We start from the raw sequence: 16,935 nt of genomic DNA on the forward strand, positions 1-16,935 counted from the left end.
CGCACCCCGGCGGCGGAGGAGCTCGCCGTGAGAATGGCCGCGGGCTTGCAGTCGCCGAGCACCGCGTGCAGACGGTCGGTGTGGCCCGGTTCCTCGGGGTCGAACAGCGGCACGGCGATGGTGCCCGCGGCGATGCGATCGCTGGTGCGCCGCAACGCGTCCAGCGCGTGGCGCGGATCGGCGTGCAGCATCGTCGACAGCAGTTCCGCGCTCGGGTCCTCGCTGTCGATCAGCGACCTCGAGGCGTAGGCGGCGTGGAACGCCGCCTCCATCGCCTTGCGGGCCGGGCCGCTGGTGCCGGAGCGGAACGGGGAGCCGACCGATTCGCATTCCACGCTCACCCTGGCATGCCACGGCGTATTCGACTCCAGGTGCGCGGTAAGGGCTTTCAGCGCCTGGTTCGGATCGACACCCGGCGGGATGCGCAGATTCAGCCGGGCCCGGGACCGGGGCTGGACGGCCGCCGACGAGCCGACCACCGGCGGCACATCGATGCCCAGCACCGTCACGGCCGGTCGCGCCCAGACCATATCGGAGACGGTGCCGTCGCCGAGCAGATCGACCCCGTCGAGCACACCGGCGTCGGCGCGGAACTGTTCCGCCGGGTACTGTGCCCCGTCCCAGGTCTGGTCGTTGGGCAGACCGGCGATCGTGGTGTTGCCCTTGGCATCTCGCAGCGTGGCCAGCACATGGATCAGCGCCGCCAGCGCATCGGGCGCGGGACCCCCGAACATGCCGGAATGCATGGGCCCGGACAGGGTTTCGACGGTCACGACGACATCGATCGCGCCGCGCAGCGTCTGGGTGAAGGTCGGCACGCCCACCGCGAAATTGCCGCAGTCCGCGATCACCAGCGCGTCGGCCCGCAGCAGGTCGGCGTTCTTCGGCACGAACGCCTCCAGCCCGCCGGTCCCCTGCTCCTCCGAACCCTCCGACACCAGCGTGATACCGACCGGATAATCGGTGCCGCCCAACGTTTCCCGCAGTGCGCGCAGCGCGGTCAGATGCGTGACGATATTGCCCTTGCAGTCCGCGGCGCCGCGCCCGTACCAGCGGCCGTCCCGCTCGGTGAGCTGCCAGACGGGGGTGTGCCAGGCGGCATCGTCGAGCGGCGGCTGCACGTCGTAGTGGCAGTACAGCAGCACGGTCGGCGCCCCGGCGGGCGCGGGGTGCCGCGCGACGACGGCCTTACTGCCGTCGGGTGTTTCGTGCAATCCGGCATCGGTCAAGCCGACCTCGCGGAACGCCGCGGCCACCCATTCGGCCGCCCTGTGGCACTCCTCGGGCGGGAACTGACGCGGGTCGGCCACCGATCTGTACGAAACCAGTTCGGCCAGATCGGATTTCGCCTGTGGCATCAGCGAACGCACCTGGGCGCGCAGGGCGGCCGTGCGGGAATCGTCGGTCATATCAGCTCATTTCGTCGTCTCACCGAGCTTCAGGTCGCTCATCTGCTCGAGATAGGCACGCAACTTGTCCGGGCAGTAGGTGTCGATCGCCAGTTCGGTCGCCGCGATCGTGTCCAGATCGGCGATCACGGGCCGGTTCCCGGGTCCGCTGGCGCCGTTGCTGATCGCCGCCCGATATCGCGCCTCGATCAGCGGGGAGGCCGGATCCTGGCAGATCAGGCCGCCGTCGCGGCCCAGCGCATCGCGGATCACGCCGGTCCCCGGCGCGGCCAGGCCCGCGGCGGCCAGCCGGTCGTGGAGCTGCTGCGCCCGCTCGGTGGCGAGCGAATCGCGCTTGTTCTGCTCGAACAGCACCAGTCCGATCACCACGATCAGGATCAGCACGACCGCCACCACCGCATTGACGATACGCCGACGGCGGGTCTGCTCCGCGGACTCCAGCGGGTGGTGACCCCCGCCGGGCCGTGCCGGGGCGCCGGACTCGCTCATGCCATCGCCTCCCCGGGGACGTCGGTCTTCCACTCCGGCTTGCGGAATCGGAAGAACAGGTACGGAATCAGCAGGCCGACGATGCCCATCCCCAGTCCGATCAGCAGCACGTAGCTCAGCGCATGGCCGCTGCCGTACTGCGAGGGCGGCACGAAGCCGATCAGGAAGGCGGCGACCGACGACACCGTCCCGAGCCCGCACAGGGCGATCAGCGCCGGTGCCCGGTACCCGCGCGGATGATCGGGTTGCTTGCGCCGCAATTGAATTGCGGCCGCGAACATCAGCACATACATGATCAGATAGACCTGGGTCGTGATCACCGACAGGATCCAGTACGCGCTGGACACGTCGGGGATGAACGCGTACAGCAGCGCCAGGATCGTGGTCACGACGCCCTGCGCCACCAGCATGTTCTGCTGCACGCCGTGCCGGTTCACCCGGGTCAGGATCGGCGGCAGATAGCCCTCGGTGCGGCCGATCAGCAGCAATCCCTTCGACGGGCCCGCCAGCCAGGTCAGCATGCCGCCCAGCGCCGCGGCCACCAGCATGACGCCGAGAACCGGTGTGAGGAAACCGATTCCGAAATGATTGAAGAATCCGTCGAATGCCTGCATGACACCCGCGGTCAGGCTGAGGTTCTGCGCGGGCACCACCCAGCTGATCACCACCGCGGGAATGATGAAGATCGCCAGCACCAGCGCCACGGCCAGCGCCATCGCCTTCGGATACTCCCGGCCCGGATCCTTCAGCGACGACACGTGCACGGCGTTCATCTCCATACCCGCGTAGCTGAGGAAGTTGTTGACGATCAGCACCAGGCTGGCCAGGCCGGTCCAGGCGGGCAGCAGGTGGGCGGAATCCATCGGCGCCGCCGACGCGTTACCCTGCCCGAGAAAGACGATCCCGAGCACGACCAGCAGCGCACCGGGCACCAGGGTGCCGATCACCAGCCCCATACTCGACAGTCCCGCAACGGTTTTCGTGCCCTGCGAGGATACGTACACCCCGGCCCAGTAGATCACGATGATGACGATCGCGACGTAAGGCCCGTTCGAGGCCAGTGACGGATGAACGATGTAGGCGAAGGTGCTGGCCACGTACGCCAGCAGGCTCGGATAGTAGAAGATCGTCATCGCGAACTGGCACCACACCGCGAGAAAGCCCAGCGGCCGCGACAGCCCCTCGCCCACCCACTTGTAGACGCCGCCGGACCACCCGGAGGCCAGCTCCGCCGCGACGAACGCCGTCGGCAGCAGGAACAGCAGCGCCGGAAGCAGGTACAGGAAGACGCACGCCAGCCCGTACACCGCCATCGTCGGCGCGGACCGCAGGCTCGCCACCGAGCTGGTGGTCATCAGCGCCAGGGTCACCCAGGAGATGTACTTGGTGACCACGGCGGTCTTGGCCGCCTGCCCCGCCCGACCCGCCGGCACCGCTGTCGCCATCACCGCTCCTTCTTCTGCCCGCTACCCACTGGGATCGAGAGGTCGAGCAAACGGTCGAAACGGCACCGTTCCAGGTCACTGTGCCATCCGCGATCGCGGCCGGGCCAGATTTCGCGAGGGTTCGGTGGTACTTCGTTAACAATCCGCAATCGCCGGATGCGGCATGCGCTCGATAAACTGGCTCGAGTCGTGTGGCAACTGCTCAGACGAGTGCCTGCCCAGGAGGCGAGGATGCCCGACCGTCCCACCGATTCCGACGACCTGTTCGCGCTGCCACAGCTGGAGTCGGGCGCGCCGAAGTCCGGATTCCCCCATCCCGAGATGTTCCCGTCGGCCGCCTACCAGATCGTCCACGACGAACTGCTGCTCGACGGCGTGTCCCGGATGAACCTGGCCACCTTCTGCACCACCTGGATCGACGACCAGGCCCGCCGGCTGATGAACGAGTCGATCGACAAGAACATCGTCGACAAGGACGAATACCCGCAGACCGCCGAGCTGGAGCGGCGCTGCGTGCGGATGCTCGCCGACCTGTGGCACTCGCCCGACCCGGCGGCGACGAGGGGAACCTCCACCACCGGTTCCAGCGAGGCCGCCATGCTCGGCGGGCTCGCCGCCAAGTTCCGCTGGCGCAAGCGCGGGGGCCGGGGCATCCCGAATTTCGTCTGCGGTCCGGTGCAGGTCTGCTGGGAGAAGTTCGCCCGCTACTTCGATGTCGACATCCGCCGGATCCCGCTGCGCGGGGACCGGCTGACGATGCACCCCGACGATGTCGCGGCGCACTGCGACGAGAACACCACCATGGTGGTGCCGACGTTCGGCCAGACGTTCACCGGCCTGTTCGAGGATGTCGCGGGGATCAGCCAGGCCCTCGACGATCTGCAGGACGCGACGGGCCTGGACATTCCCATCCACGTCGACGCCGCCAGCGGCGGCTTCCTCGCCGCGTTCACCGCGCCGGAGCTGGTGTGGGACTTCCGGTTGCCGCGGGTGAAGTCGATCAACGCCTCCGGCCACAAGACCGGCCTCGCCCCGCTCGGGGCGGGCTGGGCGATCTGGCGCGAGGCGGGCGATCTGCCCGAGGAGCTGGTGTTCGACGTCGACTACCTCGGCGGCAACATGGGCACGTTCAATCTCAACTTCTCCCGGCCCGGCGGGCAGGTCGTCACCTCCTACTACGAGTTCATCCGGCTCGGCCGGGTCGGCTACCACCGGGTGCAGTCGGCGACGTACTCGGTGGCCCGGCACCTGGCCGCGGGTATCCGCGATCTCGGGCCGTTCGAACTCGTGCACGACGGCGACCCGCTGCGGGGCATCGCCGCGGTGTCCTGGAAACTGCGCGCGGACAACACATTCAACCTCTACGACCTGTCCGACCGGCTGCGCACCCGCGGCTGGCTGGTCGCCGCGTACCCGCTGCCCGCCGACCGCGACGACGAGACCATCATGCGGGTGCTGGTCCGGCACGGGTTCAGCCACGACATGGCCGATCTGCTGCTGGCCGATATGCGCCGGGCGCTGGGGCAACTGGACAAGCATCCGCCCACCACCCCGCTCACGCGCGAGGAGGCCGGTGGATTCACCCACAGCGCCACCGCCGTGGTCAGCACCGAAACCCTGCGGCACGCGGCCGGACTCGACAACTGACCGGCCTGCAGTCATCGGCGCAGCGATTGCGCTGCCGCCGCCGCGACCACCGCGGCCACCGCGCCCAGGGCGGGAGAATCCAGGCGCCACTGCTGCCAGTACAGCGGGACGTCGATGTGCAGACCGCGGCCGAGAGCGACTGTGCGGCCGGACTTTTCGTCGGCGGAGGCCTGCAGGTCCGGCAGCATGCCCCAGCCGAGGCCGAGGCGGACCGCCTCGTGGAAGCCGGACGAGGACGGGATGTAGTGGCGCGGCGGGTCGAGCGGGCGCCGGGCGCGGCGGCGCATCAAGCGGTCCTGCAGGTCGTCCTTGCGGTCGAACAGGACCACGGGCGCGGCCGCGAACGCGCGGGCGGTGGCGCCGTCGGGAAACCAGGTGCGCACGAATTCCGGTGTGGCCATGGCCCGATAGCGCATGGCGCCCAGCCGCTCGGCCCGGCAGCCCTGCACGGGTTGCGCGGTGGCGGTGATCGCGGCCATGACGGTGCCGTCGCGCAGCAGCCGGGTGGTGTGCTCCTCGTCCTCGCGGTGGATCTCGAAGCAGATCCCGGCGGGCGCGCGGCCGAAGGCGGGCATCACCCAGGTCTCGAGCGAATCCGCATTGACCGCCACGGGGATGCGGACCGGACGCGTGGTGTCCGATTCCGTTGCCGCAGCGCCGAGTTCGCGTGCGGTATCGCCGGTGAGCAGCTCGATCTGGCGGGCCAGCCGGAGCACGGCGAGCCCGGATTCGGTGGGGCGCACCGGTTTCGAGCGCTGCAGCAGAATCCGCCCGACGGTTCCCTCCAGGGTCTTGATGCGCTGGCTCACCGCGGACGGGGTGACCCGCAGGCGGCGGGCGGCCGCCTCGAGGGTGCCCTCGGCGACCGTGGCATCCAGGGCCCGGAGCTGGTCCAGCTGCAGATCCATGCTTAGAAATTCTAATGCTTGCTGAAAAACTTCAGCTTGTCTGGCTGCTGACGGCTTCTTAACGTCGAAAAGCGTGAATACTTCCTCCGCGCTGACCGCGGCCCTGTCGGGCCTGGGCTTCGGGCTGTCGCTGATCGTGGCGATCGGTGCGCAGAACGCGTTCGTGCTGCGGCAGGGCATTCGCGGCGAGCACATCCTCCCGGTCATCGCGGTGTGCGCGGTGTCGGATGTGGTGCTGATCGCGGCGGGCGTCGGAGGCCTCGGCGCCCTCATCGCCTCGGCGCCCACGCTGCTGATGGTGACGCGCTACGCGGGCGCGGCGTTCCTGCTCGGCTACGCGGCGCTGGCGGTCCGGCGTGCCGTGTTCCCCGGCGTGATGACCACAGCAAACGCTGCTTCCGGCACCACGAACGAATCCCTCACCGCAGGAGCGCGCACGGAACCGCCGCAGACCACGAGCGCTTCGGGTACGTCGAGAACCGCCACGATGACGGCGATGCCCGGGGCCGTAACCGATACCGCGCAGCGGGCTCCGATCGGCACAGTGGAATACGAGTCCGCGGGTGCGCGGCGCGGAACCTCCGTCGCACTCGGCGCCACGGTACTCACCTGCCTCGCCCTGACCTGGCTGAATCCGCATGTCTACCTGGACACCGTGGTGCTACTCGGTTCCTTCGCGAATACCTATGCGGGCCAGGACCGCTGGTTCCTCGCGGCCGGAGCGATGCTCGCCAGCATCCTCTGGTTCACGGCCCTCGGCTACGGCGGCCGCCTCCTCGCCCCGCTGTTCGCCCGCCGCACCGCCTGGCGCATCCTGGACTCCGCCATCGCCCTCATCATGCTCACCCTCGCCCTGACCCTCCTCCTCCCCTGACCCGCTGCGTACCAACCGTTCCCGCACGCCTTATCGGTTCCCGCACCCTCTGCAGGACCCTGCAGGGAGTGCGGGAACAAGCAAAGAGTGCGGGAACGTTCTAGGCCGCGGGTTCAGGCGGCGCGGGCGGGGGTGTGGGGGTGCCAGTGGTAGAGGGTGGGAGTGGCCTCGTGGAAGAGGGCCAGGTCGATGGCGTCGAGCATGGCCTGGCGGGGGCCGGAGCGGTCGAGCTGGGCGGCCGAGATCGCCAGGCGCAGCACGCCGCGGCGGCGGGCGGTGCGCGCGGCGCTCATCACCAGCGCGTGGCACCACCACGGCTCGGTGCGGAAGCCCTCGCCGATGCCGTGCACCCAGGCCCGCTGTGCCACTTGACGTTCCAGGTCGTGGATCGCGCTGAGGCTCAGTGCCAGGCGGAAGCCGACATCCGGCAGGGCCGCCAGGGCCCCGTCCGAGGCGTTCCAGCGCGGCGCCGCGAACAGCCGGGTCCGCAGGCCCACCCCCTCCAGCACCCGGTCGGCGGCCATCAACCGCAGCCGCGCCTCATGGGCGGGCAGCGCCGCGAACTCGGACCGGCGGCGCTTGGTGGCGGCCTGGTCGTAGCCGTGCAGCACGATCGCGTCACCGGACTCCCGGCGCGAGCGCAGCCACTGCTGGGTCGACGGATCGTCGGCGAGCCGATACTTGCCCTTCAGTCTCGGCGCCACCAGCAGCGACAACGGGACGTTGCGGCGGTCCATTTCCTCGGCGAAGGCCATCGCCGTCTCCCGAGTGGTGTCACGAATGCCCGACACCGAGACGATCAGCTGTGCACGCATATTCGCGCGTACCCCCTTTCGGTGCTGCCAACCACACCCACTGTGGGTGCGGCAGGTGTATGCACCGTGCTGCGCGGGTGACGCCGCGGCGAATTCGCGCTACCGATTCACCTGATCATCGGATGTCCGCGAGCCCGACGGTGTCGAGCACCCAGGCGTATTCGAACGCCACTTCCTTCCACTTCTCGTAGCGGCCGCTGACACCGCCGTGGCCCGCGCTCATCTCGGTCTTCAGCAGCAGCGGCGCATCGCCGGTCTTGGTGGCGCGCAACTTCGCCACCCACTTGGCCGGCTCCACGTACAGCACCCGGGTGTCGTTGAGGCTGGTGATCGCCAGGATCGCCGGATAGTCCTGGGCCGCGACGTTCTCGTAGGGCGAATAGGACTTCATGTAGTCGTAGACCTGCTTGTCCGCCAGCGGATTTCCCCACTCGTCCCATTCGATGACGGTCAGCGGCAGCGACGGATCGAGGATCGAGGTGAGCGGGTCCACGAACGGCACGTTGGCGAGGATGCCGGTGAACAGCTCGGGCGCGAGATTGGCGACCGCGCCCACCAGCAGCCCGCCCGCGCTGCCCCCGTCGGCGATCATCCGATCCGGCGCGGTGACCCCGGCGTCGACGAGATGCCGTGCGCAGGAGACGAAGTCGGTGAAGGTGTTCTTCTTGGTGAGCGTCTTGCCGTGCTCGTACCAGAGTCGGCCCATCTCACCACCACCGCGCACGTGCGCGACCGCGAACACCATGCCGCGATCCAGCAGCGACAGCCGCGACACCGAGAAGGCCGGGTCGATGCTGGCCTCGTAGGAGCCGTACCCGTACAGCAGCAACGGTTTCGGGCCCGGGGCGTCGAATCCCTTGCGCCACACCAGCGAGATCGGGATCCGGGTGCCGTCCGCGGCCACCGCCCAATCCCGGTGCTGCTCATAGTCGTTCGGGTCGTAGCCGCCCAGCACCGTCTGCTGCTTGCGCAGCAGCAACTCGCCGGTCGCGGGCACGTAGTCGAAGACCTGCACGGGGGTGATGAACGAGGTCAGCCCGAGCCGCAGCGTCGGCTGGTCCCATTCGGGGTTGGACCCGACACCGGCCGCGAACAGCTCCAGCCCGAATTCCAGCTCCTGCGGCTCGCCGTACCCCTCGGCGGTCAACGGCCACACCGCGACTCGCGACAGCGCCTCGCGCCGATAGGACAGCACCAGGTGATCGGCGAAGCAGTCGATGTCCTCGAGCCGCACATCCTCGCGGTGCGGGATCAGCATGGACATATTCGCCGGATCGTCGACGGGCGCGTCGGCGAGCACGAAGTTCTCCGCCTTCACCCCGTCGACAACGTCGTTGTGCAGGATGAGGAACCGATCCCGGCCCCCGACCACCGCATGCTCGGCCGAGTACTCGACGCCCTCGCGCCGCGGCAGCAGCACGCGGAATTCGCCCTCGGGATCGTCGGATTCGAGGATCCAGCCCTCGCTGGTGATCTTCGAGCCCACCCAGATCATCAGATACTTCTCCGAGCGGGTGGCGCCGATGCTCACCCAGTAGCGCTCGTCCGGCTCGTGGAAGACCTTGACGTCCTGCTCCTTCGGCGTGCCCAGCCGGTGCCGCCACACGGTGTCGGGCCGCCACGACTCGTCGACGGTCTGGTAGAAGACGTGGGTGCCGTCCAGCGACCAGGTCGCCCCGGGCGCGGTGCCCGGAATCTCGTCGCCGAGCAGCTCACCGGTGCGCAAATCCTTGAACCGCAGCACATATCGCTCGTCGCCGACGGTGTCCACCGAATACGCCAGCAGCGTGCCGTCGTGGCTGATCGAGAAGGCACCCAGCGCGAAGAAGTCGTGCCCCTCGGCGAGGATGTTGCTGTCGAGCAGGATCTGCTCGCCGGGGATGTCGGCACCGGCCTCGAGTCGCGGCGGCGTCCAGTCGTCCGGGTCGGCGATCGGGCAGCGGCAGTGCACCCCGTACTGTTTGCCCTCGAAACTGCGGGAGTAGTACCAGTACTCACCCATCCGGGCCGGAACCGACAAATCGGTCTCCTGTGTCCGCGCCTTGATCTCGTCGAAGATCTTGTCCCGCAGCGGCCGCAGGTGGGCGGTCCGCGCATCGGTGTAGGCGTTCTCGGCCTCGAGGTGGGCGATGACGTCCGGATTGTCCTTGTCGCGCAGCCATTCGTAGTCGTCGACGAAGGTATCGCCGTGATGCACGCGCTCGGTCGGCACTCGCTGCGCGGTCGGCGGTGTCACCTCACCGGGCCGCGACGGAGACCCGGCGGGCGCTGCGCCGCCGACGTTCGGTGTCGTTCCGGTACCACTGTCGAGAGCCATGCGCTCCACCGTAGTGCGCGGCCCGCGACCACCAGCGGCAACCCCGGTCGCGGGTCAGCTCAACCCGGGCGTACGCGGTGCCGGTCGGCGCAGGTCGCGACCGGTGTCGCGGGCGGTGCGGCGGGAATCCATGAGGAAGTACAGGGCGGCCTTGCGGCGGGGGCATTGATCGGTGGGGCAGCTGCGGTGGATGTGCAAGATGTTGTGCGCTTGCTCGACGGTGAGGTGCCGGGGCACCACCGCGCAACTGTCGAAGACGGGTGCCATGCGGTGCTCCATCCTTATCGTGCCTGGGTGTGGCGCGGCGCACACTTTCCGGCTTCTCCGTGCAGTCGACGCCGTATATCCGCCACAGTGAGCTGGGTTTCCGATTCACTTGCCGGGTAAACCACGAAGCGATACCGGACATCACCCGCACAGGAGCAGATGTGGAAGCGAAGAACCGCGAGATCAACCCCGACGCCGTGTGGCATCGCAGCAGCGAGTCCGGCGGTGTCGAGGTGGCCTTCCTCGCCAGCGGCAATATCGGCCTGCGCGATGCGAAGAACCCGGACGGTCCGACGCTCATCTTCACCCCCGGCGAGTGGTCGGCCTTCGTCGCCGGCGCCAAGGACGGCGAGTTCAACCGGCCGGGACAGTAGGCCGGGTCACGCCCCTATCGCGGGGCCGATGGTGGACCAGGAGGCATGCAGCTGGTCCTGCCAGTAGGACCACGAGTGGGTGCCCACCGGGCTGCGGTCGACCCGGGCCGGGATGTGCAGCGCGGCCAGTCGCTGTTCGAAGGAGGTCACGCACGCATCGACCCCGGCCTCGATCGGACCACCGAAGAAGAGATTCTCCGGCAGCTGCGGCTTGATCTCGGCCTCGTGCGGGCCGGGGATACCGGTCCCGGTGGACAGGTAGATCGTGGTGCCGCGCAGCCGATCCGCCAGCAGCGCCGGATCGTGCTCGCCCCAGGCCGGGCCGCCGGGCGGGCCCCACATATTGCCCGGGGTGCCGCCGCGGTTGGCGATGGAGAACAGGATCGGCCCCTGCGCCAGCCCCAGATCGGGGCAGGCGCTGTACCCGGCGATCGCGGTGTACAGACCCGGGTTGCGCACCGCCAGCACGAATGCCGCGATGCCGCCCATCGACAGGCCGCCGATCGCGTTGACGCCGTTGCCCGCGAAGTGCGCATCGATGATCGGGGGCAGTTCCCGGGTCAGAAAGGTCTCCCAGCGGTAGCGGCCGAACCGGGGATCGTCCTGCTGCCAGTCGGTGTAATAGCTCGCCTGACCGCCCATGGGCAGCACCACATTGACATTGCGTCCGGCGAAGAACGGCTCGGCGTCGGTGGCATTGGTCCAGGTGCTCTGCCGCTCCCCCGGGTCCAGGCCGTCGAGCAGATAGTAGGACGGGCGCGCGCCGCCACCGGCCGGATGCAGTACCTGCACCTGGATCGTGCGGCCCATGGCGGCCGACTCCACGAAGACCGCGGACCTGGTCGGGCTCAGCTCATCGATGCCGACGACCCGGGCCGCGGCGGCGGGTGGCGCCTGCCCCACCCAGGGCGCGAGGGCACCCAGCACGCCCGCGAGCACAACAGCAGCAACAGCGCGACGACGCATAGCCCACCTCCATCACCCCACCACACGTGCCTTCAAAGTTAGCTCACGCGTTGACAAGCCGAGGCACATTGACGGGCTGGCGTTTCCTTGGCAAACCGTGTGGTTCGCGTCACCACACGGGTCGGCTCACTGCTGCGGGACGGCCCGCTCCAGCGCGCCGCGGATGGACGTCGCCAGATAGTCCAGATCGGCCCGGGCCGGGGTGGTCGGGCGGCCGCGTAGGCCGAACCCGTCGCCGGGCGTCCGCGGAATGACGTGCAGGTGCACATGGAAGACCTCCTGGCCCGCCGTCACCCCGTCGGCGAGGAAGAAGTTCACCCCGTCGCACCGCACCTCGGACTCGCGCAGCGCCGCCGCCAGCTGCTGCCCCACCCGGAACAGCTTGCCGCCCAGCTCCGGATCCAGTTCGGACAGACTCCGTGCCGGAGTCTTCGGAATCACGAGCAGATGACCCGGCGTCATCGGCCGAATGTCCATGAACGCCAGCACATCCTGGTCCTCGTACACCTTCGACGCGGGGGCGCGGCCGGAGACGATATCGGCAAAGATCGTGTAGGGGTCCATGAGCAGCCAGCCTACGTGCCGGACGGCGGCCAAGCACCCTCCCCATATCCTCCGGCGATCGGAATGCGCTGTGCGATCAGAGGATCGGCGACGGGGTGTAGCGCGCCGCCTCCGGGTCGGCGTCGGCCAGCTTCTGCACCTGGGCGACCACGTCGGCGACCTGGGCCTCGGCGGCGCCGATGAACGCGGACTTGTCGGCCAGCGCCTCGTCCAGGGCGGCCCGGTCCAGCGGCAGGCGCTCGTCGGCGGCCAGGCGGTCCAGCAGATCCGGCTCGCGGCCCTGCTCCCGCATGGCGAGCGCGACCGCGACCGCGTGCTCCTTGATGACCTCGTGCGCCGTCTCCCGGCCGACACCGGCACGGACCGCGGCCATCAGAATGCGCGTGGTGGCCAGGAACGGCAGATAGCGGTTGAGTTCGCGATCGATCACCGCCGGATACGCACCGAACTCGGCCAGCACCGTGAGGAAGGTCTCGATCATGCCGTCGATGGCGAAGAAGGCGTCCGGCAGCGCGACGCGGCGCACCACGGAACAGAACACGTCGCCCTCGTTCCATTGCGCGCCAGCCAATTCCGCGGCCATCGACGCGTACCCGCGCAGCACCACCTGCAGGCCGTTGACGCGCTCACAGGAGCGCGTGTTCATCTTGTGCGGCATCGCCGAGGAGCCCACCTGGCCCGGCTGGAAGCCCTCGGTGACCAGCTCGTGCCCGGCCATCAGCCGCACCGTGTGCGCGAAAGACGAAGGGCCCGCGCCCAATTGGACCAGCGCCGAGAGCACGTCATGGTCCAGCGAGCGCGGGTACACCTGTCCGACGCTGGTGAGCACGGTGGCAAAACCCAAGTGCCGCGCCACCTTCTGCTCCAGCTGGGCCAGCTTGGCCGGATCGCCGCCGAGCAGGTCGAGCATGTCCTGCGCGGTGCCCATCGGACCCTTGATGCCGCGCAACGGGTATCGGTCGATCAGCTCCCGCAGGCGGGTCAGCGCGATCAGCACTTCGTCTGCGGCACTGGCGAATCGCTTGCCGAGCGTGGTCGCCTGCGCGGCCACGTTGTGCGAACGGCCCGCCATCACCAGCGCCTGATACTCCGCCGCCCGCTCGGCCAGCCGCGCCGCGACCGCGACACCGTGCGCGTGGACGTGCTCGAGCGACAGCCGCACCTGCAGCTGCTCCACGTTCTCGGTGAGATCGCGGCTGGTCATGCCCTTGTGGATGTGCTCGTGCCCGGCCAGCGCGTTGAACTCCTCGATCCGCGCCTTCACGTCGTGGCGAGTCACGCGCTCCCGCTCGGCGATCGAGGCCAGGTCGACCCGGTCGATGACGCGCTCGTAGTCCTCGACCACGCCGGGCGGCACGTCCACGCCGAGCTCGGCCTGGGCCCGCAGCACCTCCAGCCACAGCCGGCGCTCGAGCACGATCTTGTTCTCCGGGGACCACAGCCGCACCAGTTCGGGGCTGGCGTATCGGGTGGCGAGGACGTTCGGGACAAGACTCACGACAGGAAGTCTAGAGTGCCGCGCGGCGCCGCCCGACGGCCGCCGACCCGCGGCGACGGCTCAGGCCGTGGTGTGCTGCGGCAGGGTGTGCGGATTCGGGGGGTGCTGCGGCGCCGGGTGGGCGGGATGCGACGACGGGTGCTGGGCGGGCGGGTGCTGCGGGGTGGGCGGGGCGATCACGTCGATCACCTCCAGCAGGGCGCCGCGCGCGACCCGGCGCGGCTGCGGGTCCAGCTCGGTCAGGGCCGTCACCACCGCGCCGTCGACCACCGCGACCAGCCGCCGCAGCTGTTCGATCCGTACCACCCGATCGGACCGGCGCAGCACATCGGCCAGCAGCTCGTCGAGCTGAGCGCGTAGTCGTAGCTGCACCTCCCGTAGTTCCGGGTGCCGGGCCGAGGCCACCGACCGCTCGTAGCGCGCGATCAGCTGGCCGCGCTCGAACTCGTCGTGGCCGTCCACCCCGACCAGCAGGTCCAAGAGCAGGTCGACGGTCGCCTCGGCGCCGCGGCGGCGGTGGGTCACCTCGCCGACGCGGCGGCGCATGGCCTCGAGTTCGGCGTTGCCGCTGAACTCGACCGCGCGTGCGATCAGGTCTTCGAGGGACTCGAAGTAGTAGGTGGTCGACGCCAGGGGCAGATCCGCGCGGGTGGCCACCGAACGGTGGCGCACGGCGTCGAATCCGCCCTCCAGCAGCAACTCGGCCGCAGCCGCAACCAACGCTTGGCGACGCCGTTCGCCTTTCGGTGTCGTCGCGGTGATCACCGTGTCATCGTGCCAGTCATCATCGGTTCATCCGTGCCAAATCGGTGCGATCTATGACAAATCCGGTTCCGCGTGGGCAAATGTCCAGGCGGCATTGAAAAAACAACCAACGCTTTTCTACCGCATCCGGGCACCGCGGGTGGGCCAGAACGAAAAGTCTTTGCGCGTCGGCGCTGCTCAGGCGTGTCGACTGTTCAGTTGTCCAGATATCGCCGTAGCCGCACCAGGGCCTCCTCGATATCCGCGGTGGCGCCCGCGAACGAGAAACGGACCGTATGGTTTCCATTGTGGGTGTCGAAGTCGACACCCGGCGCGATCGCAATGCCGGTGTGCGCCAACAGATCCGCGCACCAGCGCAGCGAATCATCGGTCAGGTGCCCGATATCGGCGTAGGCGTAGAACGCGCCGTCGGCCGGCGCCAGCTCGGTGAGTCCCAGCTTGGGCAGGCCCTGCAGCAGCAGGTCGCGGTTGCGGGCGTACCGCCGGACGTGCCCGTCCAGTTCCGCCTTGGCCTCGGGGCCGAACGCGTGCACGGCGGCGTACTGGGAGATGGCGGGCGGGCAGACGGTCATATTGGACGCCAGCCGCTGCAGCGCCGGGCGCAGGCCGGGAGGCACCAGCATCCAGCCCAGCCGCCAGCCCGTCATCGAGAAATACTTCGACACCGAGCCGACGACCACGGATTCGCGGGAGGTCTCCCAGGCGGAGGCGGTCGGCTCGGTCTCGGCGTAGACGATGCCGTGGTAGATCTCGTCGGAGATCAGCAGCGTGCCGTGGTCGTCGCACCAGCGCGCGAGGGCGGCCAGCTCATCGGGCGCGATCATGGTGCCGGTCGGGTTGGCGGGGCTGGCCACGATCAGGCCCGCGGGCGGCTCCGGCAGCGCCTCGAGCATGGCGACCGTCGGCTGGAAGCGGGTCTGCGGACCGCAGTCCAGCTCGACCACCCGGCAGCCCAGGGCGGCGAGGGTGTTGCGGTAGGCAGGATAGCCGGGCCGGGCCACGACCACGGTGTCGCCGATATCGAAGGCGGCCAGGAAGATCAGCGTGAAGGCGCCGGACGAACCGGTCGTGACCACGACGTCGTCGGGTTCCACCGCGATGCCGTAGGTGTCGCCGTGGTGCCGCGCGATCGCCTCGCGCAGCGGCAGGATGCCGAAGGTCTCGGTGTAGCCGAGCAGTTCGCCGTCCAGCGCCGCCCGTGTCGCCCGCAGCACGGGCGCGGGTGCGGGCGTGGACGGCTGCCCGGCCGCCAGCACCAGCACGTCGCCGTGGGTGCGGGCCCGCTCGGCGGCCGCCTTCCAGACATCCATGACATAGAACGGCGGGACACTCGACCGGCGGGATTCGTTGCGCACCCGACGACGGTAGAACACGCGAGTGCGGCGCTGCCCGCCTGCGGTGTGGACGAATGCCCTGTTATCGTCGGCAGAATGCCTGACCAGGCACGCAGTGCGAAGGTTGTACCAGGGGGTGGGACGGTGCTCCGGCCCGACTGGCGTTCCGCGCTGCGACGGGAACGGGGTGCGCGGCGACGGCGCATACGAGAATCCGTGGCCTGGGTGCGGTACACGGCCGGATATGTCCGGGAGTCGGCGCGGCGCCTGTGGCGGGCGCTGGTGAACTACGACTGGCGGGAATTCCTGCGCCGGGATTGGCGGGCGTACGCCCAGGAACAGTGGCCGCGGTTGCGCGGCTGGGTGATTCGGCACCGCGTGCTGGTGGCCGGGGTGCTCATCGTGGCGCTGTTCGCGGCCGCCGACGCCACCGCGCCGCGACCCGTGGAGACGGCCGTGGCGCAGGGCGGGCATCAGCGCATCCCGGTCGCGTATCCGCTGCAGGTGCGGTCGGCGCCGGAGTCGAGCAAGCGCTATCTCAACGCGATCAACAACGGTGAGCGGATCCGTGAATCGCAGGTGGTGGCCGCGGCGGCCCGCGCCACCCTGGAACGCGCCAAGGCCGAGGCGGCCGCGGCCGTCTCCGGGCAGCCGGCGCCGTGGCTGGGCGGCACGGTCACCTCGATACCCGGCGGAATCCTGCCCGGGATCGGTGGTTTCGTGCTGCCCGCGCGCGGGTTGTTCACCTCCGGATTCGGGCAGCGGTGGGGGACTTTCCATGCCGGAATCGATATCGCCGCGCCGATCGGTTCACCGATCTACGCGATCACCGACGGCACCGTCGTCGACGCCGGGCCCGCCCAGGGCTTCGGCCTGTGGGTACGCGTGCGCCACGACGACGGCACCATCTCCGTCTACGGCCACATGTACGACTTCTCGGTCTCGGTGGGCGAACGCGTCCGGACCGGCCAGCAGATCGCCCGCGTCGGCAACCGCGGCGACTCCACGGGCCCCCACCTGCACTTCGAAATCCTGGTCAACGGCAACCACGTCGACCCCCAGCCCTGGCTCGCCCTCCACGGCCTCCAGCTGGGCTGAGGGGCGCGCCCGCATCCTGGACCGACGTGATCCCGTGTTGGGGGGGGGGGGGGGGGGGGGGGGGGGGGGGGGGGGGGGGGGGGGGGGGGGGGGGGGGGGGGGGGGGGGGGGGGGGGGGGGGCGGCGGGGGGGCGGGGGGGCCCCGGGGGGGCGGGGGGGGGGCGC

Annotated in this window: 16 protein-coding genes; 4 read left to right on the forward strand and 12 right to left on the reverse strand. The window is 69.6% G+C overall.

Annotation, left to right across the window (positions count from 1 at the left end):
• From QH290_RS12590 to gadC, 3 genes are all read right to left on the reverse strand, one after another.
• The coding region (locus QH290_RS12590) for a dipeptidase (RefSeq protein ID WP_280382940.1) at positions 1–1,409 on the reverse strand (1,409 nt) is incomplete at its 3' end.
• 6 nt (positions 1,410–1,415) lie between these two features.
• Entirely contained in the window at positions 1,416–1,898 is a 483-nt protein-coding gene (locus QH290_RS12595) for a hypothetical protein (protein WP_280261495.1), read from the reverse strand.
• Entirely contained in the window at positions 1,895–3,343 is a 1,449-nt protein-coding gene (gene gadC, locus QH290_RS12600; protein ID WP_280261494.1) for a glutamate/gamma-aminobutyrate antiporter GadC, read from the reverse strand. The genes QH290_RS12595 and gadC overlap by 4 nt, the downstream gene beginning before the upstream one ends.
• A gap of 231 nt (positions 3,344–3,574) precedes the next feature.
• On the opposite strand from gadC, the gene gad reads away from it, so the two are divergent.
• Positions 3,575–4,990: a glutamate decarboxylase gene (gad, locus tag QH290_RS12605; protein WP_280382941.1), complete on the forward strand. Its 1,416-nt coding sequence runs from the start codon at positions 3,575–3,577 to the stop codon at positions 4,988–4,990.
• Positions 4,991–5,001: 11 nt separating this feature from the next.
• Here the strand turns inward: gad and QH290_RS12610 are convergent, their stop codons facing one another.
• Positions 5,002–5,898 carry a LysR family transcriptional regulator ArgP gene (locus QH290_RS12610; RefSeq protein WP_280261491.1) on the reverse strand — a complete coding sequence of 299 codons (897 nt, stop codon included), beginning with the start codon at positions 5,896–5,898 and terminating at the stop codon, positions 5,002–5,004.
• Positions 5,899–5,971: 73 nt separating this feature from the next.
• On the opposite strand from QH290_RS12610, the gene QH290_RS12615 reads away from it, so the two are divergent.
• The gene (locus QH290_RS12615) at positions 5,972–6,772 is read left to right on the forward strand and encodes a LysE/ArgO family amino acid transporter (protein WP_342213729.1); all 801 of its coding nucleotides are present in this window, start codon (positions 5,972–5,974) and stop codon (positions 6,770–6,772) included.
• A gap of 113 nt (positions 6,773–6,885) precedes the next feature.
• Here QH290_RS12615 and QH290_RS12620 read toward each other — a convergent pair whose 3' ends face one another.
• The 3 genes from QH290_RS12620 to QH290_RS12630 form a co-directional block, all read right to left on the reverse strand.
• Positions 6,886–7,587 (reverse strand): DUF2334 domain-containing protein, encoded by a 702-nt coding sequence (locus QH290_RS12620; RefSeq protein ID WP_280382942.1) that lies wholly within the window; start codon positions 7,585–7,587, stop codon positions 6,886–6,888.
• Between the two features lie 115 nt (positions 7,588–7,702).
• A complete protein-coding gene (locus QH290_RS12625; protein ID WP_280382948.1) occupies positions 7,703–9,823 on the reverse strand; it encodes a S9 family peptidase in 2,121 nt (706 codons plus the stop codon).
• Positions 9,824–9,958: 135 nt separating this feature from the next.
• A complete protein-coding gene (locus QH290_RS12630; RefSeq protein WP_280382943.1) occupies positions 9,959–10,171 on the reverse strand; it encodes a hypothetical protein in 213 nt (70 codons plus the stop codon).
• A 29-nt stretch (positions 10,172–10,200) separates the two neighbouring features.
• Here QH290_RS12630 and QH290_RS37920 point away from each other — a divergent pair, with 29 nt between their 5' ends.
• A complete protein-coding gene (locus tag QH290_RS37920; RefSeq protein WP_342213199.1) occupies positions 10,201–10,545 on the forward strand; it encodes a DUF397 domain-containing protein in 345 nt (114 codons plus the stop codon).
• A gap of 6 nt (positions 10,546–10,551) precedes the next feature.
• On the opposite strand, the gene QH290_RS12640 is transcribed toward QH290_RS37920, so the two are convergent.
• The 5 genes from QH290_RS12640 to QH290_RS12660 all read right to left on the reverse strand — a co-directional run bounded on the left by QH290_RS12640 (position 10,552) and on the right by QH290_RS12660 (position 15,693).
• The gene (locus QH290_RS12640; RefSeq protein ID WP_280382944.1) at positions 10,552–11,511 is read right to left on the reverse strand and encodes an alpha/beta hydrolase; all 960 of its coding nucleotides are present in this window, start codon (positions 11,509–11,511) and stop codon (positions 10,552–10,554) included.
• A 126-nt stretch (positions 11,512–11,637) separates the two neighbouring features.
• Positions 11,638–12,075, reverse strand: coding sequence for an HIT family protein (locus tag QH290_RS12645; RefSeq protein ID WP_280261482.1), 438 nt, complete (start codon positions 12,073–12,075; stop codon positions 11,638–11,640).
• Positions 12,076–12,151: 76 nt separating this feature from the next.
• Positions 12,152–13,573, reverse strand: coding sequence for an adenylosuccinate lyase (gene purB, locus QH290_RS12650; RefSeq protein WP_280382945.1), 1,422 nt, complete (start codon positions 13,571–13,573; stop codon positions 12,152–12,154).
• 60 nt (positions 13,574–13,633) lie between these two features.
• Positions 13,634–14,338, reverse strand: a complete 705-nt coding sequence (locus tag QH290_RS12655; protein ID WP_280261479.1) for a TetR/AcrR family transcriptional regulator — start codon at positions 14,336–14,338, stop codon at positions 13,634–13,636.
• A gap of 194 nt (positions 14,339–14,532) precedes the next feature.
• On the reverse strand, positions 14,533–15,693 hold the full coding sequence (locus QH290_RS12660) for a pyridoxal phosphate-dependent aminotransferase (protein WP_280382946.1): 1,161 nt from the start codon (positions 15,691–15,693) through the stop codon (positions 14,533–14,535).
• A 195-nt stretch (positions 15,694–15,888) separates the two neighbouring features.
• Here QH290_RS12660 and QH290_RS12665 point away from each other — a divergent pair, with 195 nt between their 5' ends.
• A complete protein-coding gene (locus QH290_RS12665; RefSeq protein ID WP_280261474.1) occupies positions 15,889–16,770 on the forward strand; it encodes a M23 family metallopeptidase in 882 nt (293 codons plus the stop codon).
• Positions 16,771–16,935: the final 165 nt, after the last annotated feature.

This window comes from Nocardia wallacei (assembly GCF_029869545.1).
GTDB classification, from domain to species: domain Bacteria; phylum Actinomycetota; class Actinomycetes; order Mycobacteriales; family Mycobacteriaceae; genus Nocardia; species Nocardia wallacei_A.